This is a genomic window from Ectobacillus funiculus (assembly GCF_004138295.1).
Lineage (GTDB): Bacteria > Bacillota > Bacilli > Bacillales > Bacillaceae_G > Ectobacillus > Ectobacillus funiculus.
Genome location: NZ_SCFM01000020.1, coordinates 98323 through 119926, shown reverse-complemented (window position 1 = coordinate 119926; position 21604 = coordinate 98323). Strand labels below are relative to the sequence as shown.

The 21604-nt window shown below is 39.0% G+C and carries 15 protein-coding genes; 14 read left to right on the top strand and 1 reads right to left on the bottom strand.

All coding sequences use genetic code 11. The features are described from left to right. The first annotated feature begins 298 nt into the window (after positions 1–298). The gene (locus EP737_RS15185) at positions 299–682 is read left to right on the top strand and encodes a GDSL-type esterase/lipase family protein (protein WP_246040270.1); all 384 of its coding nucleotides are present in this window, start codon (positions 299–301) and stop codon (positions 680–682) included. A 163-nt stretch (positions 683–845) separates the two neighbouring features. Then, positions 846–2837 (top strand): beta-galactosidase, encoded by a 1992-nt coding sequence (locus tag EP737_RS15180; protein WP_129728821.1) that lies wholly within the window; start codon positions 846–848, stop codon positions 2835–2837. 129 nt (positions 2838–2966) lie between these two features. Here the strand turns inward: EP737_RS15180 and EP737_RS25655 are convergent, their stop codons facing one another. Further along, positions 2967–3122 carry a hypothetical protein gene (locus EP737_RS25655; protein WP_165350815.1) on the bottom strand — a complete coding sequence of 52 codons (156 nt, stop codon included), beginning with the start codon at positions 3120–3122 and terminating at the stop codon, positions 2967–2969. A 639-nt stretch (positions 3123–3761) separates the two neighbouring features. Between EP737_RS25655 and EP737_RS15175 the strand changes: the two genes are divergently transcribed. The 12 genes from EP737_RS15175 to EP737_RS15120 all read left to right on the top strand — a co-directional run bounded on the left by EP737_RS15175 (position 3762) and on the right by EP737_RS15120 (position 21559). After that, the gene (locus EP737_RS15175) at positions 3762–5387 is read left to right on the top strand and encodes a glycoside hydrolase family 13 protein (protein ID WP_129728825.1); all 1626 of its coding nucleotides are present in this window, start codon (positions 3762–3764) and stop codon (positions 5385–5387) included. A gap of 58 nt (positions 5388–5445) precedes the next feature. Next, positions 5446–7101 (top strand): type 2 periplasmic-binding domain-containing protein, encoded by a 1656-nt coding sequence (locus EP737_RS15170; protein ID WP_129728820.1) that lies wholly within the window; start codon positions 5446–5448, stop codon positions 7099–7101. Positions 7102–7170: 69 nt separating this feature from the next. Continuing rightward, positions 7171–8061: an ABC transporter permease gene (locus EP737_RS15165; protein ID WP_129728819.1), complete on the top strand. Its 891-nt coding sequence runs from the start codon at positions 7171–7173 to the stop codon at positions 8059–8061. A 15-nt stretch (positions 8062–8076) separates the two neighbouring features. Next, a complete protein-coding gene (locus tag EP737_RS15160; RefSeq protein ID WP_129728818.1) occupies positions 8077–9009 on the top strand; it encodes a carbohydrate ABC transporter permease in 933 nt (310 codons plus the stop codon). Positions 9010–9043: 34 nt separating this feature from the next. Next, entirely contained in the window at positions 9044–9751 is a 708-nt protein-coding gene (locus EP737_RS15155; protein ID WP_129728817.1) for a DUF624 domain-containing protein, read from the top strand. 283 nt (positions 9752–10034) lie between these two features. After that, on the top strand, positions 10035–10991 hold the full coding sequence (locus tag EP737_RS15150; protein WP_129728816.1) for a sugar ABC transporter substrate-binding protein: 957 nt from the start codon (positions 10035–10037) through the stop codon (positions 10989–10991). A gap of 101 nt (positions 10992–11092) precedes the next feature. Continuing rightward, the gene (locus tag EP737_RS15145; RefSeq protein WP_129728815.1) at positions 11093–12886 is read left to right on the top strand and encodes a cache domain-containing sensor histidine kinase; all 1794 of its coding nucleotides are present in this window, start codon (positions 11093–11095) and stop codon (positions 12884–12886) included. After that, a complete protein-coding gene (locus EP737_RS15140) occupies positions 12879–14414 on the top strand; it encodes a response regulator (protein WP_129728814.1) in 1536 nt (511 codons plus the stop codon). The genes EP737_RS15145 and EP737_RS15140 overlap by 8 nt, the downstream gene beginning before the upstream one ends. A gap of 61 nt (positions 14415–14475) precedes the next feature. Continuing rightward, complete coding sequence (locus EP737_RS15135; RefSeq protein ID WP_205650946.1) at positions 14476–15750, top strand: extracellular solute-binding protein; 1275 nt, start codon at positions 14476–14478, stop codon at positions 15748–15750. A 446-nt stretch (positions 15751–16196) separates the two neighbouring features. Then, positions 16197–16421, top strand: coding sequence for a hypothetical protein (locus tag EP737_RS15130; RefSeq protein WP_129728812.1), 225 nt, complete (start codon positions 16197–16199; stop codon positions 16419–16421). A gap of 500 nt (positions 16422–16921) precedes the next feature. Further along, on the top strand, positions 16922–17095 hold the full coding sequence (locus EP737_RS15125) for an aspartyl-phosphate phosphatase Spo0E family protein (RefSeq protein ID WP_129728811.1): 174 nt from the start codon (positions 16922–16924) through the stop codon (positions 17093–17095). 183 nt (positions 17096–17278) lie between these two features. Next, positions 17279–21559, top strand: coding sequence for a glycoside hydrolase family 66 protein (locus tag EP737_RS15120; protein WP_129728810.1), 4281 nt, complete (start codon positions 17279–17281; stop codon positions 21557–21559). The last annotated feature ends 45 nt before the right edge of the window (positions 21560–21604 follow it).

The window sequence follows — 21604 nt, the reverse complement described above, 5'->3', positions numbered from 1 at the left end:
CATCACCACCATTTTGCCGCAAAGGCCAGAGGACCCAGCTCCAGAATGGTGGGTGCATTGGTGCAAGAACATCGCAACACGTATAGGGTGAAAAAAGAGAAGCAACTATCACTCCTTGTATGAGACAAGGTCACCTCGGTGATTTTGTCACGTACAAGAAAGTGTGAGCTCTCCCTATTTGCTCTATGAGAAGCTTGTTGAACGGCTCTGTATTTCGCTTCCTAGGAAGAGGATACAGAATCTCCCACCTCAAGGAGCGTTAGCGAGTAGGTGGGGGTAGTTCAATACAGAACGCAGATTGACCAGTATTCTAGAACGAATCAGACCAAACGATTATTTATTTATACAATTCGGTCATAATGATCAAAAAACGTATGGAACAGAGCCATTTACAACGTATCAATCTTGTTTGACGCAGTATATTACAGGAGCGAGAGAGAAGGGAGCAATTCCTGTTCTCGTTACCTCTGTTCATCGAAGAAGCTTTGATAGCGAGGGAAAGCTAGTCAATACGCTAGGAGATTATCCGGAAGCGATGAAACAATTAGCAGCTTTATCTAATGTTCCGTTACTCGACTTATGGTCTAAAACAGAAGGATTCTATCAGTCATTAGGTGTGGAAGGATCCAAACGATTATTTGTATGGTTTGAGCCTGATAAGCATCCAAATTATCCCAAGTGAATTCAGGATAACACTCATTTTTGTGAGGAGGGAGCAACGGAGATTGCTAAGCTGGTCATCGAAGGGATTCTGGAATTACAGCTTCCGTTAGCTGTCCATGTAAAAGCCAGCAAGAGTTCACATATTGTTTCTTAACGGTTACTAGAAAATGGAGGACAAATACATGAACAAAAGATTATATCATGGAGCTGCTTTTTATCCTGAGCTGTGGGATGGAGGAGTCATAGAACAGGATATTCACTTTATGAAAGAGGCCGGCATTAACGTTGTAAGAATGGGAGAGTTCGCTTGGTCAACGCTAGAGCCGGAGGAGGGACAGATTGATAGCAGCTTCTTTGTAAATATCATTACTAAACTCTATGAAAATGGTATTGAAACAGTTATGTGTACACCGACGCCTACACCTCCTATTTGGATGTCTCATAGACATCCAGAGCGCATGTATGTTGATGAAGCTGGAAATGTGATGGGACATGGCTCCAGACAGCATGTTTGCACAAACAACTCCTACTTTAGGGAAAGAGCCGCAATTATTACAGAGCACCTTGCTAAAGCAATCGGAAGCTTACCTGGAGTAATCGGCTGGCAGCTTGATAATGAGTTTAAGTGCCATGTGGCGGAATGTATGTGTGAGACGTGTAAAGGTTTATGGCATAGCTGGCTAGAGGCGCGTTATGGAACAATTGAGAGGCTAAATGAAGAATGGGGAACACAAATTTGGAGTGAACACTATCACAGCTTTGAAGAAATACCGCAGCCGGGAGCAGTACCATTTTTGCATCATTCCTCATTAAAAACGATGTATCAGCTATTCTCGATGGAAAAGATTGCTGAATTCGCAGATGAACAGGCTGAAATCATCCGGACATATTCTCATGCACCAATTACACATAACAGCAGTGTGATGTTTCATGTAGACAATGAACGTCTTTTTCAGAACCTTGATTTCGCATCATTTGATACGTATGCCCCGCAGGATAAACTTGGTTCATACTTGCTGAATTGCGATTTATGGAGAAATTTCAAACAAGGAAAAGACTTTTGGATTATGGAGACGAGCACTTCCTTTAGCGCCTCGCTAGAAAGCTATGCGACGCCCCATCCGAACGGATATTTAAGAAGTGAAGCGGTAGCTGCCTATGCACTGGGAGCGGAGGCCTTTTGCTATTGGTTATGGAGACAGCAGCGAACGGGCTGCGAGCAGCCTCATGGATCTGTTATAAGTGCGTGGGGAAAGCCGACGGTGGGCTATGTCAATGTATTGGAAGTAGAACAAGCAAGGAAGGAAATCGAGCCTATTATTTTAGCTTCAAGGCCGTGTCAGGCTGAAGTTGCTATGACGTATTCTGACCGGGCAAAAGCATTTTTTAAAACAGAGCCGCATAATGGACTGGATCATAAAGCGCTGGTCACTGAATTTTATGAGCGAATACTAGCAACAGGGATTCACCGGGATTTAATTCCCGAAGGAGCTGACTTGGCCGGCTATAAGTTGCTATGTACTCCTTTTCTTCATTACGTATCTTCTGATTATATAGCAAGAGCGACCGCGTTTGTTGAAAAGGGAGGTATCTGGGTAATTGGTCCTCTAACCGGGGGGCGAACAGAGCATCATACAATTCACACTGATGCAGCATTAGGAGAGCTAGAGCATATCGCAGGCGTGGAGACCTTATTCACGTTTCCGATGGACAGTACGGGCTCAATAGGGAAAGCATTTGATGTATCGGCACCATTAGGGCTCTGGAGCTCTGTATTTGAAGCGAAGGAGGCAAAGGCCGTTGGAATTATCGAGGGCGGACTTACACCAGGAAAGGCATTTCTAACGGAGTACCAGTATGGCAAAGGGAAAATTGTTATGCTTGGCTCTCTGCCTATAGGAGAGGATGGAGATGCGATGCTTATCAAGCTGCTTGATCACTATGCCGTTGAAGCTGGGATTAGGCTCCGCACCGACGTAACAAAGGGAACAATTGTTGCACCGAGACGAGGAGATGGATATACAGTTTGGGTCATTGTGAATATGGACGGAAACGGAGGAAATGTGACTGTCCCTCAGGACGGAATAGATTTAGTGACACAAAGCAAAGTATTTTCAGGGAAATTAGAAATTGGCAGTTATGAGTATAGGATCATTAGGTTTGATGAGGAATGATGTACAAAATAAGCAGAAGGGAGGAAACGAAGCTGTCACCAGTACGGTTCGCAGGAAGAGCCGTACTGGCTGCTTTTTTCTTATTTAGAAGATAGCCATGCGGACTCTAAACATAAGCTAATTATATTACTAATCCTTTAGCTTTTTTATATCCCACTTCTTTACTTTTCGTTTCTTGCACCGTACTCCATTGTTACAACAATCGTCCTTGGTAGTTGCCTTCACCCATATAAACATGAAAAGAGGGAATAAGAAAAGGACAAGTATGCTGATTAATAACTCCATTATGTTTCCTCCTGATTATTTCTACTTCCTTAAAAGCTTTCAATTTATATATGAGTCATTGCTGCTAACTGTATAAGCCGTATGAGTGATAACTAGTATATGATGAAGGTACCTACGTTTGTTACTGTATATAGATTAAAGTTTGCGGTGCTAGAAGCATCAATTTTACCTTACCGATGTAAAAACAGGAGATATACGTCTCCTGTTTTTTTGTACTTTAAGAAATGATAAATTTCAGCGGTATATTGGGAGATTTTAAGGATAAAGTGCTTTATATCTCTTTTTATATGAATAAAAGACACTTTTTCTATATTTTTACTTACTCAATTTATGAATACTTAGGAAAATAAGACACCTATATCATAATGAAAACGGTTAAAAACCAAGCTGGTTTATAAGAAAATAAGTTATGTAAACGACATCATTGAAACAGGAATTAGGTTAATGGAATTAGCTAAGGTGTTAATTACTATAATCCATTTCTATAAGAATAAATGTTTCCTGATGTTGAAAATTGCCTAGCGTATATTTTCGTTAAAATGTGAATCGATTCCTGGATCTTATAATTTTTTCGAAAATAACGTAAACGCTTACTGAAGTCCAGATTTGTTAAAGGCATTAAGGGGGTATTTAGTGAAAATGGAAATGAAATGGTGGCAAACTGCAGTGGTGTATCAGGTGTATCCGCGCAGCTTTCAAGACAGCGACGGCGATGGTATCGGTGATTTAAAAGGTATTATTCGTCGATTAGATTATTTAGAAAAACTAGGGATTACAGCGATTTGGCTTAGCCCAGTGTACCAATCACCAAATGATGATAATGGCTATGATATTAGTGATTATCAAAATATCATGACGGAATTTGGAACGATGGATGATATGGATGAGTTGATTAAACAGGCCGACCAACGAAACATCAAAATCATTATGGATTTAGTTGTGAACCACACATCCGATGAGCACAAGTGGTTTATTGAATCTCGTAAAAGCAAGGACAATCCATACCGTGACTATTACATCTGGCGTGACCCTGTAAACGGCGATGTACCTAATTCTCTGAGATCAACATTCAGTGGTTCAGCCTGGGAGTATGATGAAGAGAGTCGTCAATATTATTTACACCTTTTCAGCAAAAAACAACCAGACCTAAACTGGGAAAATAAAAGAGTCAGACAAGAGGTTTGGGATATGATGAATTTTTGGTTGGAAAAAGGTGTTGGCGGATTTCGGATGGATGTAATTGATTTAATTGGGAAAATTCCAGATGAAGAAGTGACAGGAAATGGGCCGAAATTGCACGATTACCTGCAAGAGATGAACCGGGAAACCTTTGGTAGGTATGATGTTTTAACAGTAGGAGAAACGTGGGGAGCAACTCCAGAGATTGCCAAACTGTATTCTGATCCAAAACGCAATGAGCTATCCATGGTCTTTCAATTCGAACATGTTTGTCTAGACCAACAACAAGGTAAAGAAAAATGGGATCTTAAACCATTAGATGTGAATGAGTTAAAACAAGTTATTAGTAAGTGGCAAACAGCTTTAGGTGATGAGGGCTGGAATAGTCTGTTTTGGAACAATCATGATTTGCCAAGAATTGTATCCCGTTGGGGGAATGATACAACGTATCGTACGGAAAGTGCAAAAATGTTTGCGATTTTACTGCACCTGATGAAGGGAACGCCTTACATCTATCAAGGGGAAGAAATTGGCATGATCAATTGTCCTATCAACGATATTAGTGAGGTCGAAGACATTGAAAGTGTGAACATGTACCACGAGCGTTTGGCAAATGGCTATAAAAAAGAAGAAATTATTGCTTCCATCAACGCTAAAGGGCGCGATAACGCTCGGACACCAATGCAATGGGATGATACAGAAAACGCTGGCTTTACAACAGGAACACCTTGGTTGCATGTGAATCCAAATTATCATGAGCTTAATGTGAAAGCGAACCTAGAAGACCCGAATTCGATCTTTTTCTGTTATCAAACATTAATTCAATTCAGAAAAGAAAATCCAATTGTGGTCTGGGGAGACTTTGAGCTAGTAACGGATGTACCTGAACAAGTCTTTATGTATTTGCGTCATTACGAAGGTCAAACTTGGGCGGTTGTAGCCAACTTTGGAGAAGGAAAGGCCTCCTTACAACTGCCAAGCTTGGGACAAAGTGATGATGTAATTATTAGTAATTATGCAAGATCAGCAGCTGATTTTCATCAATTGGATTTAAAACCATATGAGGCATTCGCTGTGAAACTATGATTTCAATGAAAATCATTTGACAGGGTAGTACAACCGATTCAATCAGGAGGAAACATTCATGAAGAAGAAAATTTTCTCAATAGCCGCTGTTTCGCTCATCTCATTTGGCGTTTTGGCAGGCTGTTCATCAGGTTCTGACTCTGCAGCAGCTACGAAAACAAAAACGGTAGCAACAAAAGAAGAATTAAAACCTTTTGGAAAATATAAAGAAACCGTTACGTATACCGTTGGGAAGGCTACACCAGGGATTCCTAAATTACCTAAGGGCCAAACCTATGAGGATAATGCTTATACACGTTACTTAAAAGAAACGCTAAATATTCAAAGTAAAGATAAGTTTGAAGCGAAAGATGGGGATGCCTATAAACAGAAGGTTTCTATGGCAGTCGCATCAGGTGATTTACCTGACATTATGGCGGTTGATGCAGCAACATTACGTCAGTTGGTCGATAATGACATGATTGCTGACTTGACAGATATTTATAAATCAAGCACTTCTGATCAAATCAAAGCGATGTATGATTCCTACGACGGACGCGCATTGGAGGCAGCGACATTTGATGGTAAACTGATGGCCCTGCCCACAACACAAAATGCCAATATCCCAACCATGCTTTGGCTGCGTAAAGATTGGATGGACAAGCTTGGGCTAGAGGCGCCTAAGACTGTTGATGATATGGAAAAAGTCTTAACAGCATTTGTCCAACAAGATCCAGGTGGTAACGGTAACGGAAATACGGTAGGTTTAACTCTTTCTCCTAGCATTGGCGGGATGTACGGATCACTGTTCCAAGCGGATAATATCCTACAAACTTATAATTCTTTCCCACGTCAATGGATTGAAAAAGATGGAAAAGTTGTTTATGGGTCTACTACAGATGAAACAAAGCAAGCGTTAGGTAAGTTAGCAGATTGGTACAAAAAAGGTCTGATTGATCCACAGTTCGCTGTACGTAAAAGCATTGAAGATTTGATTATAAGCGGTCAAGCTGGTGCATACTTTGGTCCTTGGTGGACACCTGACTATCCATTGAATTCTGCAAAACAGAAGAATGCAAATATCGATTGGCAGCCATACATCATCTCTAAGGATGGCAGTGGTACAATCACAGCTTATACACAAAACCCAGTCTCTGAATTCTATGTGGTACGTAAGGACTTTAAACATCCGGAAGTACTACCTAAAGTAGTAAGTGCTTTAAGCGATAAGTTACGAAACGAAGATCGTAATTATCAACCGGTTGTTGATTTCATAAAAGAAGGCGGTGACCGTGGCGCACCAATCAATCTTATGGTGAACTTTAATGACGCAACAGCACAAATGTACAAGAATATTAATGCAGCTGTTAATGGCGAAAAAGATCCTGCTGCATTATCGCTTGATGACCAATCGTCCTATGAGAAGATTCAAGGCTATTTAAAAGATCCAGCAAAAGCAGATGCCAACCAATGGAGTGCCTATATGTCTAGGATGGTAGCTGGCAAGCTGATGGCTGAAACAAAGATTAATGAAGTAAACCCAGTTTTCTTTGGTCAAACAAAAAGTATGAAGTTGAAATGGGCTAACTTAACGAAATTAGAAGATGAAGCCTTTATGAAGATTGTAACTGGTCAAAAAGATCTAAATTACTTCGACACGTTTGTTGATACATGGAATAAAACAGGCGGTAGTGATATTACTAAAGAAGTGGCTGAAGCGATTAAACAAAAATAATGACTAAAGGGTACAAATGTTAGTTTGTACCCTTGTAAAATTTACTTCTGAAAGAAGGTAGAGGGTGAAATGAAAAAACGTGGAGGGCAGCTGGAGTACCATCTAATGTTGGCACCGGGCATGATTTTTTTAGTCATTTTCAGTTTTATACCAATGGTTGGTCTTGTCATGGCGTTCCAGGATTATGTCCCTGCCAAAGGGATGTTAGGCTCTGAATGGGTTGGCCTGGAAAACTTTAAATACATGCTAGAAATCCCGGATAGTATGAAGATACTAAGGAATACAGTTGTTATTGCGGTGGGTAAGATTATTGCGGGAACGATCGTGCCTATTATCTTTGCCTTATTGTTAAATGAGATTCGGCTGAAATGGGCTAAAAAATCCATCCAAACCATCGTCTACTTGCCTAATTTTTTATCTTGGGCAGTCTTGGCAGCGGTATTTGTTAACGTATTTGACTATCATGGACCAGTAAATAATTTCTTACAGGGACTAGGATATGATCCGATTTTATTCTTAGGGAGCAATGAGTGGTTTAGAGAAATCATTGTAGCAACAGATGTTTGGAAAGGTTTTGGATATGGTGCTATCGTGTACTTAGCCGCATTAACAGGGATTGATCCTGGGCTATATGAAGCAGCTTCAATCGATGGCGCGAATCGCTTTAAGAAATTGCTGCATGTTACTTTACCTGGGATTTTGCCAACCATTATGCTGATTTCAGCACTCAATTTGGGGAATATTTTGAATGCTGGTTTTGACCAAATCTTTGCTTTATATAACCCAATTGTGTATGAGACTGCGGATGTGATTGATACGTATGTGTATCGTGTAGGTCTGATCGGACAACAGTATAGTTTTGCAACGGCAATTGGCTTATTGAAATCCGTAGTAAGTTGTGTACTCATTTTATCAGCTAACGAATTATCTAAGAAACTTGCAAACATGCGGATTTTTTAAAAGGAGAGAAAGTTGATGAAATCAAAAATAGTTAGAAGCCCGTTTGCTATTGCATGGGAGAGAAGTTCGAGGAAACCAAAATCATTTGGGAGCCGGTTTGCTGATGTATGTATCTGGGCTGTAATATTGCTAATGACAATCCTATGTGTGTTGCCATTACTTAATATGGTGTCTATCTCTTTTAGTGATAGAGTTGCAGCTCAAGCGAATGAGGTTGGATTGCTGCCCGTTAATTTTAATGTAAATGCTTATGCGGTGTTGTTAGGAGATGCACAGTTTTGGCGTTCATTTCTGGTTTCTGTGGAAAGAGTTGTGTTAGGGACCGCTTTGAACATGATGTTAACGATTCTGATGGCTTATCCATTGTCTAAACATAAACGGGAATTTGGCGCACGCAATATTTATATGAATCTTTTGATTTTTGCAATGCTCTTTTCCGGTGGGATGATTCCCACGTTCTTAGTTGTGAAGAACTTAGGCTTGCTTGATACTATCTGGGCGCTTATTTTACCAGGAGCAGTACCAATCTTTAATGTGATTTTGTTAATGAACTTTTTCAAGAGTATTCCAAGTTCGTTGGAAGAAGCTGCTATTATGGATGGGGCGACAAAATTAAATGTTTTGCTCAAGGTTTATCTGCCGATTTCACTTCCGGCATTGGCAACCATTTCACTGTTTGCCATTGTAGGGCATTGGAATGATTATTTTAGCGGTTTGCTTTATATAAACAAAGCCGCTAACTATCCGCTGCAAACGTATATTCAACAATTGAACATTGACGTTACTAAAATTACAGATGTGTCCCAATTAAAAGCAGTGGCTTCCATTTCAAATCAAACATTGAATGCAGCTAAGATTGTAGTCTCTACTATCCCAGTGCTATTAATCTATCCGTTTTTACAAAAATATTTTACAAGCGGGTTAGTAATCGGATCTGTTAAAGAATAGGGACGAGGACTATTTTATTAAGGGGAAATACAACATGAACTGGTTTACATTTAGTGATCATTTGACTAAGCGGCTCTATATAATTTTAAAATTGACAGGGATTTGGTGGCTGTTTAATGTGCCCTATGCTTTCTTAGGCATGAATCTGTTGGCAGCGCCAGATGTAGTCAGCGTACACACGATATTCATCATTGGGATGGTCCTATTACCGTTTGTTGCAATTCCGGCAACGGTAGCTACCTTGGCAATTGCAAGAAGGTTCACGAAGGATGACGACGCTTTCCCATTTCTTCAAGTATTCTGGAAGTCTTATAAAAGAGAGTATAGAAAAAGTATGATCTTGGGCTGTCTCAATGCTATGATAGTAGTTGTTTTTTACTTTGCACTACAGTATTATGCGGGGATGTCGTTACTATTAATGATAGTCTTTTATACACTGCTTATCGTCACACCGTTTTTCTTTTTGTTTGTCTATAGTTTTCTTGTGGATCAGGAGCTGCCTTTGAAGGCGTACTTGATCAATACGATATTTCTATTATTAATGCATCCTTTGAATGCCATCCTCGTGATTTTGGCGCTTATGATCACAACTTATATCTTATGGGTGGCATTTTCGCCTTTACTAATCTTTATTTTCCCAGGATTGGCCGCCCTCATTGTGACCTATTTTTATCAAAAGAGTATGGGCGTTGAAATCAAAAAAAGACAACCAGTTCATAACCTTAATGCAAATCGTTCTTAATAGAACATGCACCACAAAAGACGCAGTTGCCGAGCCTCAATAGAATATTGGATCTCGGTAACTGCATATTTAGTGCTGTCTACTTGACAGGGATATGATTTGAATTTGTCCGATGTACAAGTCCCTAATAAAGAACTTTTTGAGTACGAAGCGATTGGTTGTCTAGTGAATCAAGTCGAAGTAATAAATTGAACTTATAAGTAATTATTATGAGGGAATATGCTAGTCCTTAACGGTGTAGAATTGCAAAGCCTTGATGAGACCCCTGCTAGGAGGGAGATAAATGATAAAAAAGAAGTTGTGTATCCTATTGATTATCTCGTTGTTTCTAGCCACTGTAATAGGATGTATAGTCAAGTTCTATGGAACAGACAATAGGCCTAAAGTCGCCGTTGTTTTACAAGATTTAGACTCGCAGTATTGGAATATTGTGAAGGCAGGAGCAGAAAAGGGGTTTCGAGAGTTTGATATAGATGGTAGAGTTGTTGCACCCAGTTTCAAATCAAAAAAAGATGTACAAGAGTATGTGTTAAAAAATGTTCTTAAAGAACATCCTGATGTATTAGTTGTTTCTCCATTACAATCAGCTGCGGTCAAGTCAATCTTACAAAAATTTATCGAGCATAAGATTCCAGTATTACTGGTGGATACAGATATTCCCCTTGAACATAAGACTGCTTATATTGGTACCGATAACTTTGAATTAGGGAGAAAAGCAGGTGAACTATTAGCTTCAGGACTGCAGCCTGGAGATGAAGTGGCCCTTATTGCTGGGGAGGTAATCAGTCCAGTTTCGGGTGACCGGATAAAAGGAGCTACATCTAGCTTAAAGGATGCAGGAATCAAAATTGTAGCCCGAAAAATAGATTTGCCAAACGAGGCTTTGCCGGCTAGAAAAGCTATGGCAACGATTTTAGAGGAGCATCCTGATGTGAAAGGTGTCTTTGCTACAACTGACATTATGGCACTAAATGCTTTAGATGCAATTAAGAAGCAAGGAAATAAAATGCCTGTCATAGGAGCAGATGGGATTATCAAAATGGTTGAGTCAATTGAGGATGGGACGTTAACTGGTACAGTAGCACAAAATCCTTATGATATGGGTTATATAAGTGTTGAAACTGCATTGAAAGTAATAAAGGGAGAAGAAGTTAGAAAAAATATTGATACTGGTGTAGATCTTATCACCAATGATAATGTGAGGCAGAAACTGGATTTTCTGAAAGAATTGTTGAAGTGAAGTCTCGCCATTAATTATGAAGAGCTTTAGAACACTTGAATGAATTGAGGGGCTGGAGTAATATGGAAAACAGTGATTGTAGCTAAAGAAAGGATCAAAAGATGTCTAAAAGATTGTTGCAAAATCGATTTTCTACCAAGGTTGTCATTGCTATTTTTATCGGTATCCTGATTCCCACAACCCTTATCAGTGTTTTCTTTTTTATTTCGTCCTCTAACATCGTTAAAGAAAACGTTCGAGAGTCTTCGATACAAATCGCTCGCCAAGCAGCGGATTCCCTTTCATTTATTTTGTCTGTGGGCAATGATATGTCGGACCTTATTTACAGTAATGAAAAACTGCAAGAAATCGTAAAAATGGACAATGAGGATGGGACTTCTTCAACTGTAAAAGATAAAAATAATGAAGAAATGACTTCCTTTTTAAATTCACAAATTTATTCGAGTTCATTCGTTCGGGTTATATATGTATTAAAAGATGAAGGAACAAGCTGGGGAAGCGGGACGTTTTCTCCCGTGAAATTGGCAAGATACAACCTGCAAGAGCAGAATTGGATACAGAGAGCGGTACAAGCAGACGGTGCGTTAGCTTGGCAAGGATTACAATATGATCTTTTTAGTGGAGCCGGTGAGAATACAGAGCTTGTTCTTCCGGTAACACGTGTGATGAAAGATTTCAGTAATATGAAAAATATCGCTTATATACAAGTGCTCTTAGATGGAAAAGCAATTTTAAACAAAATTGACCAATTGAAGCTTGGAAAAACAGGGCACTTTTTCGTTGTAAATAAACATGGACAAATTATGATTGATGCCAATATGGAACATATTAATAAAACCGTTGAAAACCATGACTTATATAAGCATATTGTCGATGATACTGCCTATGAGTTTGAATTTCAGGAAAAAAACACTACCTATTATGGGGTGAAGCAGCCTCTTGTGAACGGATGGACACTTATTGGAACCGTTCCCATCAAGGAAATTACCGGTAAATTAACAAACATTCAACGTATTACAATTTTTGCATCCATTGTATTTACCATGGTAGCGATTGTGGTAGGAGTATTCGCAGTAAATAGAGTGACAAAACCGATAAAGGTATTAACCGAGCAGATGAGGCTTGTTGGACAAGGAAACTTCCAAGTCCAAACTCATATTCATTCCAATGATGAGATCGGTTTAATGAGCAGGCAATTTAATCAAATGATTCATCAAATCGAGCAGCTCATGGAACAAGTAAAAGAAGAACAAAGTCAAAAGACAGAGGCTGAATTGCGCGCGGTTAAACATCGTATTAATCCGCATTTCCTCTTTAATACATTAAGTACAATTCGCTGGTTAGTAAATTTCAAACAAACCGATCGGGCTAATACTGCGTTATCGGCATTAATTCGGTTATTAGAAGCGAGCATGGGGAAAACAGGAACGTTCATTACGGTCAAGGAAGAATTAGATATTATTGAAAAGTTTCTAGCTATTTTGCAAATTCGGTATGAGCAAACGTTTCATTTAGAACTGGAGATTGAACCTACAGTGGAGGACCTTCTCATTCCTCGGATGCTGCTGCAGCCAATTGTTGAAAATGCAGTGTTTCATGGCTTAGTCCCAAAAGGAACAGAGGGAACGCTTTGCATTAAGGGCAGCCGTGTAGAAGATGGTGTGAAGATTGAAATTAAGGATAATGGAGTCGGCTTTAAACAGGATATATTAAACCAACTGAATCATAAGGCAGATAAGATGAATTCATTTATCGGAATTGGTTTAAGACATGTATATGACTCAGTTAGACTTTATTTTGCATTAGCATCGAGTGTTACCATCGAAAGTGATTCTAACGGAACAACAGTTACAATTGTTTTAATTAACAAAAATAGAGGTGAGAATCGTGTATAACGTAATAATTGTAGACGATGAGCCAGTTATTCGGTTTGGGCTAAAGGCTTCTGTGAACTGGGACCAAGAAGGGCTCTGCTTATTGGGGGATTTTCCGAATGGAGAAGAAGCCCTCAAAGTAATGGAGCAGCACAAGGTCGATATTTTGATTACTGATATCAAAATGCCGGTCATGGATGGCCTTGCCCTAACAAAAAAGGCGTTAGAACGATTTCCAACTCTAAAGGTAGTTCTAGTAAGCAGTTATACTGATTTTGAATATGTACGAGAGGGCTTGAAGCTTGGTGCTGTCGATTATGTGCTAAAGCCGACTTTAGAGCCGGAAGAATTTAGCGGACTTATTCGTAAATGTGTGAAGCTGATCGAAGAAGAGCAAACCGTAGAGGAGAAATTGCAGCTAATCAATCAAGCAGCTTTTTTGAAGGAACAGAAAAGCTTGGAACAAATCATGAAGCGCGTTATTTTACAGGACTTAGAACCGATTAATTTCCAAGAGCAGTTTGCTTGGCTGCAAGGGTCTTTACTCATCATTACAATGCGTTTGAACCGTGCGGAGGAGATAGAAGAGCAGTTTGGTTTCTTGTTTCAAACCATGATTTTAGAAGATATACAGGACCTCTTCTATGAAAATGTTAATCAGGGTATTTGTTTTCCAGTAGCCGAAACTGAAATGCTGTTTCTGATGCAGATAAATGCAGAGCCTTATAAAGTACTTGAAACGTTAAAAACAGAAATTGAACAAGAAACAAATTTAAGTTTTTCCTTTGGATATGAGGTAATTAGTGATGTATCTGCTGTGAAAGAAGGCGTTGAAAAAAGCCGCGTAGCTTGCAATCAACACTTTTTTCATGAATACCAGCATATTTTTCGTTACCAATCATTTCCCAAAGAAAATGCAGTCCCTTTAAGGCTAGATGAGTTTCATCAGTTTTTGCTGCCTTATGACGAACAAAGGCTGACGGCGTTCTTACAAAACCGATGTAAAGAATGGGGACTAGGACGGCTTGAACCGTCTGAAATAAAAAAAGAGGCTTGTGAAATAGTAAGTCATCTATTTCTAAAGCAATTAAAATGGGAGCTATTATTTGAAAAATGGGAGCAATTAAAAAAAGCTGAAACACTTGTACAGCTACAACAAATCCTTTTTCAACAAATTGCTGAATATGATTACTTAATTCCACAAAACCAAACGTTCTCCCAGGGGGAGAATCAAGTTATAACAAAGGCATTGGAATATATTCATAAGCATTATACAGAAGAGCTCACACTGCAAACGGTGGCTGGCCATATTCATATGAGCCGTAATTATTTTAGTGTGTTATTTAAGCGGCACATTGGTCAAAATTTTATTGATTATGTTATCGATCTCCGAATTAAAAAGGCAAAAGAATTGTTGCGGAACACATCTTTAAAGGTGTATGAAGTCGCTGATCAATCAGGGTTTAAAGATGTAAAATATTTTAGCAAGTTATTTAAAAAGTTAACAGGCATATCACCAGCTGATTTTCGTACTACACAGCGAAATTAATCACTAAGAATTAGCAAACTTCAACATGGAGACAAGGAAATCGGAAGAGAGGGCTTGGATGATGATGAACAGATGGCTACTGATTATTAGCTTAATCGGTATTGTTTTTACTGCAGCTTGTAATAATCAGTCTATTTTAGATAAACATGATGATATCCAAGTTCCTCTACAAGAAAAGCAAGAGATTGTTGTTTGGCACACATACAGTGAAGAGGAAACAAGAATATTTGAAAACGAGATTATTCCTTTGTTTGAAAAAGAATATCCAATGATTGATGTGAAGCCAGTCCGTCAATCCTACACTAAACAACTAAAATCTGCACTTGTAGCAAGAGCCTCTGCCAAAGAACCACCTGACGTAGTACGAATGGATATAGTATGGCTCCCATACTTCAATAAGTTAGGGCTGCTTTACCCTATTAGTGATTTTGCTGGTTTTGATCAAATCAAGTCATCTTTATTAAATGGACCATTACAGTCGAATTATTTTAACGGTAAATACTATGGATTGCCACTTGATACGAATACAAAGATTGCGATTTACAATAAGGAACTACTTCAGAGAGCCGGTTATACGAAGCCGCCTAACACAATGGATCAGGTATTGGATATTGTCGTGAATCATAACGCTGCAATCAGTATGGCAGGACTTAATGCGTGGGAAAGCTTGCCTTATTTTTATGCATTCGGTGGAAAATTGCTGGATAGCACCTATACAAAGGCAACAGGCTATTTAAATAGTCAAGAAAGTATTCATGCAGTGGAGAATCTACTTAAACTGTATAAAAACGCAACTTCAACAAAAGGGCGTTTAACTATTAACACAGATAGGTGGAATGGGATCATAAATGGGGACAGCTTTATGATTGATGAAGGGCCTTGGTTTTATAGTATTCAATCACCTGAAAAAGTAAAAAAGATTGTTAATACGACCGTCTCTGCTCCGTTCCCGGTTACAAATGGACAAGGATCAGTGTTGGGAGGGGAAAACCTCGTGATTATGAAAGGATCACAACATCCATCAGCTGCTTGGCAATTTGTGAAATGGATGGTGAGTAAAGAACCCCAGGAACTTATGTTGAAGGCAGGATTAATTCCAATAAATAAGGATATAGATTTTAAAAAATTTATTAAAGACTATCCGTACTATCAGGCATATATCAATGGAATAAATAATGCCTTCTTGCGTCCCCCAGTGGCAAAATGGGATGAGATAGAGCAAGTGTATACCAACTATTTTCGACTGATGTTTTCTGGACATATTGGAGTTGCAGAGGGTCTAACAGCGGCAGCGAAAGAAATTGATCAATTACTTGTAGAAGATGAAGGAAGATAAATATGGAGAAAAAAGGGTAGAAAAAAGGTGTGTCTGCTTAGGAATGATATCAATCTCACTATCAAAATGGGGTTAATGCCCGTTAATGGATGAATAAATTATACCAAAGGAGCGTAGACTATATCATTCATAGTTTACGCTTTCTTACATTTTAAGAAAGAAATTTTTAGCTGGGAGACCATTCGACGTAGTGAGAAATTTTAGAAATGCAGGATAAGTAGGGCTACGCCTCTGTCTTTGCCTAAAGGCAGGGCTCGCCAATCGGCGAGTTTTCTTCATTGAAATAAACGATAATGAAACTCAGGATTCTTAAGAAGCGGTCAACCTGAAAAGAGAATGCTAAAGTAGGGATGAAATCTGATTAAAAACCAACTATTTAGATATTTACAGAAGTTGGTTGTAAGCGTTATCATAAGAGTAGAACATTTAGAAAAGGAGATACAATTATGGGTATTCATACAAGTAAAATTCCACTCGTACTATACGATTTAAAACGAATTGCTGGGATTGATGCGTATTACAAAAACGGTATCTTCTACTTGGGGACGGGTGAGATTGAATTTAAAAACGGGTTATTTGTCTGTATAAGCAGGCAGGATAAGTTAGTCGAACTTTGCAGAATCATCAATTTTTACCTATACGAATTAGATACACATCCACAGGGGGCTTAAGGGCTCCCTTTTTTCTTTGCACTGCAGGAAAGTATAAATTGCCAGCTAGAAGTGATTCGACGCAGTCAGAAATTTTGTATACAGTGTAAGTGCAACTACGCCTCCGTCTTCTCCTAACGGCTCGCCAATCGGCGAGTTTTCTTTATACATAGAAGCTGTACAAGCATAAAAACCTGCTTTCTTCCTTAGTAATTGAAGAGAAATTTAGATAAGTGATACTTATGCTGCATTTCTAAAAGGGAGAATTATCCTCTTAAAAAGTGTTTTATATTCCTCTATCCTTTGTAAAAAGAAACACCTTTTTCAACTTTTAATTTTTTCTATTTAAAAACATCACAAAATAAGACACCTTCACCAAAATGATAACGGTTACAAAAGGGTTGATTTTATAAGAAAATAGTCATGTACCAGATTCTTAAAGTTTAATTTAGGAATTCTAGAAAGCATTTACGTAGAGAGGCTATAAAATCTTTGAAAATGGTAGAAAGGAAAGAACAATAATGATTTTAAGGAAAGCACTAGATTTAAGTAAAAGTATAGATAATCATCGCTTAGACCTATATGAATTGGTAAAGAAAAAAGGGTTCTCTAATCCTGATGTAATAAAGATGAGCCAGCAATTAGATAAGAAAATTGTAATGTTGCAAAGGATAGTGCATGCAATCAGTTCTTAACAAATGTTTCATTATTAAGTCTAGCAACCTGGCTGAGCCTGTAAGTATCCCTGATGATAGCTTGCCAGAGCTTTATACACCTAACCAAGTTGTTAATATTTGATAGCGTTACAACAGGCTAGTAAATATTAAACATATAATTTATTTGAAAACAAAAATAAAACGATTTAAAGGAGGAAAAGCATGAAGTTTTTTAAACATAAGCGAAAGGCATCTCTTATTGGGTTAGCGGCTTTGAACTTTGCTTTATCGGCACCGGTCACAAACGCTCAAACACAGGAGGCACCTGCCGAATCAACCCAAGCAGCTAGAAAACTGCTGCCTACTAAACCAATTCAAGCACTTTTAGTAGACAAAGCACGCTATAATCCAGGTGAAGAGGTGACCATGTCGTTGCTTTTTGACTCATCACATGAATGGAAAGGGACTCTGAATTTGGAAGTCTACCATTTAAACGAGAAGGTAGCGGAAGGAAAGAAAACTATCCAAGTCAAGAAGGATCTAAAAGGGCTGGAAATCAAGTGGACTCCTCCTTCCACAGACTTTAGCGGGTATCTTGTAAAGGCATCCATTGAGGGTTCCAATCAAACCTTAACTGCGGCTATTGATGTCTCAAGCAACTGGACACGCTTCCCTCGTTATGGATATGCAACAGAATTCCCGAAAGAGTCGGCAGCCGAAAGTGACAAGAAAATGAAGCAACTTACGCAAGAATACTATTTAAACAGCTTTCAGTTTTACGACTGGATGTGGCGCCATGATGTGTCTGTTTATTCCAAAACAGATGACAAGGGAAAACCGATTCTAGATAAAGACGGAAATTTCATTACAGAAAACATTACCTCAGCCACATCGTATTCAGACTTATTGGGGAGAAAACTCTACCCATTAGCAGTAAAACAACAAGTTCAGGCCGCTCAGAAATATAATGCAGCAGCAATGGCCTACCAAATGAACTACGCGGCTAGAGAAAACTATGAGGATTTTGGAGTGAAAAAAGAATGGGGACTGTATCGAAAGAATGCCCAATTCCCAAATCCTAAACCCGTCGACCAGGAAGGATTTTTCTTTGACTGGGTGAATACAGGGCTGTATCTTCAGGATCCAGGTAATCTAGAATGGCAAGCTTATATTAATAAAGAGTTCGTTAGAAGTGTAAATGAATTTGGCTTTGACGGAATTCATTTAGATCAATGGGGTGCGCATGATAATGATTACTTATACGATTACAATGGGGAGAAACGTTATTTTTCTAAGGACTATGATTCTCTAATCAATTCTGTAAAAGATTCCTTAGTAAACAATGATGATAAGAAAAGCTTTGTGACCTTTAATATGGTTGGAGGAAATGAAGGATATAAGGATGTCCCTGTTCCATCTACGAAAACAGATTTCGACTATAGTGAAATTTGGCAGGACAAAGACAATTATCGCGATCTACTAAAAGTCGTAGAAGAAACTCGGGCGACGAATGGCGGAAAAGCAGTTGTAATTGCTGGTTATATGAATTACAAGCAGGCTACCGGCGATCACTATGAGGCTGCAGACGTGAAAGATGTTCCAAGGTTAGAACAGGTTGCATCAAGTATTCAAAAGGTTCCTGGTTGGGTTGGGGATTTTGGGAAGCAAGATGAAGATCAAATTATTTGGACAGTGGATGTACCTGAAGCAGGAACATATGATTTAGCTCTTAAATATGGACATGATAATGCTGAAAGCCCGGAAGGTAAATTATCGGTCAATAACCAAACCGCAGTGAGTACAATACCTTTTAATGAAAAAACAGGCTGGGGAAATCCTATTGGAGTGAAAAACCTGTCAGTAGAGTTAGCAAAAGGAAAAAATGAAATTAAACTTCAATTAAATACGAATAACCTTTGGTTAAATGTAGATAGCCTCGTCGTAAAAAAAGATTCCTTTGAGAAAGAATATGAAGCTGAGGATGCTGAACTTATCAGTTGTAAGGTAGATAAATATGGACATGTGTCTAACTTTGAAGTAGATGGAGACTTCATCGAGTTTACTGCTAAGGTAGATAAAGCTGGCTCTTACCCGATTAGCTTCGGATACGGCGTGGAACGAGTGGCTGTAAATCGCCATTTGTATGTGAATGGTGAGCTTGTAAGCGATGCGGTGAAGCTTGAGCCTACCGGCAGTTGGGAGTCGTTCCAAAACTCCAAAGATATTGAGGTGCCCTTAAAAGCAGGAGAAAATAAAGTTGTGTTAAAGGTAGGAGGTGCAACTGATACAGGTGCAAAGGTTGATTATATGACAGTTGGGGATACACGGTACCAGGCGGAAAAAGCTACTATCGGATGGCAGCCAACGAAACAGCCTATAGTAGAAAAATCGGATGATCGACTTACTAATTTTAAGCAACAAGGAGATTTTGTATCATTCAACGTGGATTCGGATCAATCTCAGGAGGCGCCAATTACTATTTATTATAAAAATGCCGGCGAGGAAACAAAACGAAGCCTAGTTGTGAATGGTAAAAAAGCTGGAACGATTACTTTCCCTCAGACAACCGGAAATGCTTGGGGCAAAGCCGAGACACAAGTTCACCTGTATCAAGGGAAAAATGAGCTTCAAGTAAAGATGGAAAATGAAACAGCTACAACAGGAATAGAGCTAGATAAATTTGAACTGAACGGCACAGTGAGAGAAGCCGAGCAAGCAGAGGTGGGATGGAGTCCAGTAGTAACAAAAACAAGCCAAGTTACAGCAGCCCCTGGTTATACAAATAATCTTGGAAATGCAGGGCAACGCGTTATTTTCACTGTTAACAACCAACAAGAGACGGATACACTTCGATTTAAATACAGATCTGGTAATAATCCAAAAGTAAACATTTATGTAGATGGAAAGTTAATTCCGGCAAACAATGCATATGTGGATGGAAAAACAATTTCTGAAAATATATTTGCAAGTACACCAGGCGGCTGGAATGGTGCAATGGTTGAAAAGGCAATCAAAGCAACTGTGCCTGCTGGTCAGCATGAAGTTGTATTTGAACTGGCTTCGAATGGGGAGTATATCAATTTAGATAGCTTGCTCATTGGTGATGAAGAATATCAAGTTGAAGAAGCAGCATTTGCTCCTGAAGGTCATGGAATCACAACGACTGTAGGTCATGTGTATGACTTTAAAGACGAAGGAGATTTCTTAACATTTGAAGTTGATGCTCCGCAAGCAGGGAGCTATGACTTGGTATGGAGGTATAATAATGACTCCGACTCGCAGCGAACTGCTAATCGTGCTGTGTATGTAAATGAGAAGAAAATCGAAAGCATTGACTTCCCTCATAGCAACGAGTGGAAAGACACTACAATGGCTGGAGTTCCTTTACAACAAGGGAAAAACAAAATATCCATTAAAGTCGAAAACGTTGATGATGATGGGGTGAAGCTTGATTATCTACAATTAGGAAGTAAAAAATACCATGCTGAATCGGCAACTGTCCTTCCGCCAATGCACATCTCTAACGGTACATTAATAAATTTTGGTCATATAGGAGACGAAGTGGGCTTTGACGTAAATTTAGCGGAAAAGGGAGAGACTAGCTTTATCTTCACATACTCTAATGCAGGAGCGGATACAGCTCGTACTATTTACATTGATGGAAAACCTGTATTAGATGATAAAGGGACTCCGTATGTTGTTACATTTAAAAGTACAGGAAATGTGGATTCTTACAGCGAAGACGGCTACATTGTATTGCCAAATTTAACAGCCGGAAAACATAAAGTAACATTGAAGCAAGAGGCAGGCCAAAAAGGAACCATTCAATTGCGTCGAATGACAGTCGGATTGTTTGATGAGCCGTCTATACGCTTGATGGATGCAGGCTTAGCTGCCATGGGTGCTACTCATATTGAAGTTGGTACAGCAGAAAAGTTTGAAGAAGGCCCTAACATGTTGGCTCATGAATATTATCCAAATCGCAGTAAAAAAATGACGAGCTCTCTTAAAGAGTCAATGAAAGATTACTATAAGTTCTTTGCGGCCTATGAAAACATCCTGTTTGACAGCAAGAAAGTAGATCAAGCTGTTACAGTAACGAACAATGGACTACCACTGCAAGTAAGTAAAGATGGAGCAAGCAACACAATTTGGTCAATCACGAGAAGCTACAAAAATAGGAATGGACTTGCAGGTTACGATGCAATTCATCTCATCAATCTACTTAATAATGATGCAAACTGGAGAAATGCAGCAGCTAAGCCAATGAAATATCCAGAATTAACTGTAAGATATCCAGTAGGAAAGAATGCACAGGAATTACCTAATCTGAAGGTTTATACAGCAAGCCCTGATCATGACAATGGAGAGTTAAGAGAAATTCCATACAAGTGGGACAATACAGATGTAGTCATCACGCTTCCTAGTTTAGAATATTGGGAAATGCTTATAATTGATCGTGATGGGCTGCAAGGCAATAAAGTTTCTAAAATAAAATGGTAATTCCTAAGATGGATTAGACTATTGGCGAGCTCCCTGTGATTTTAC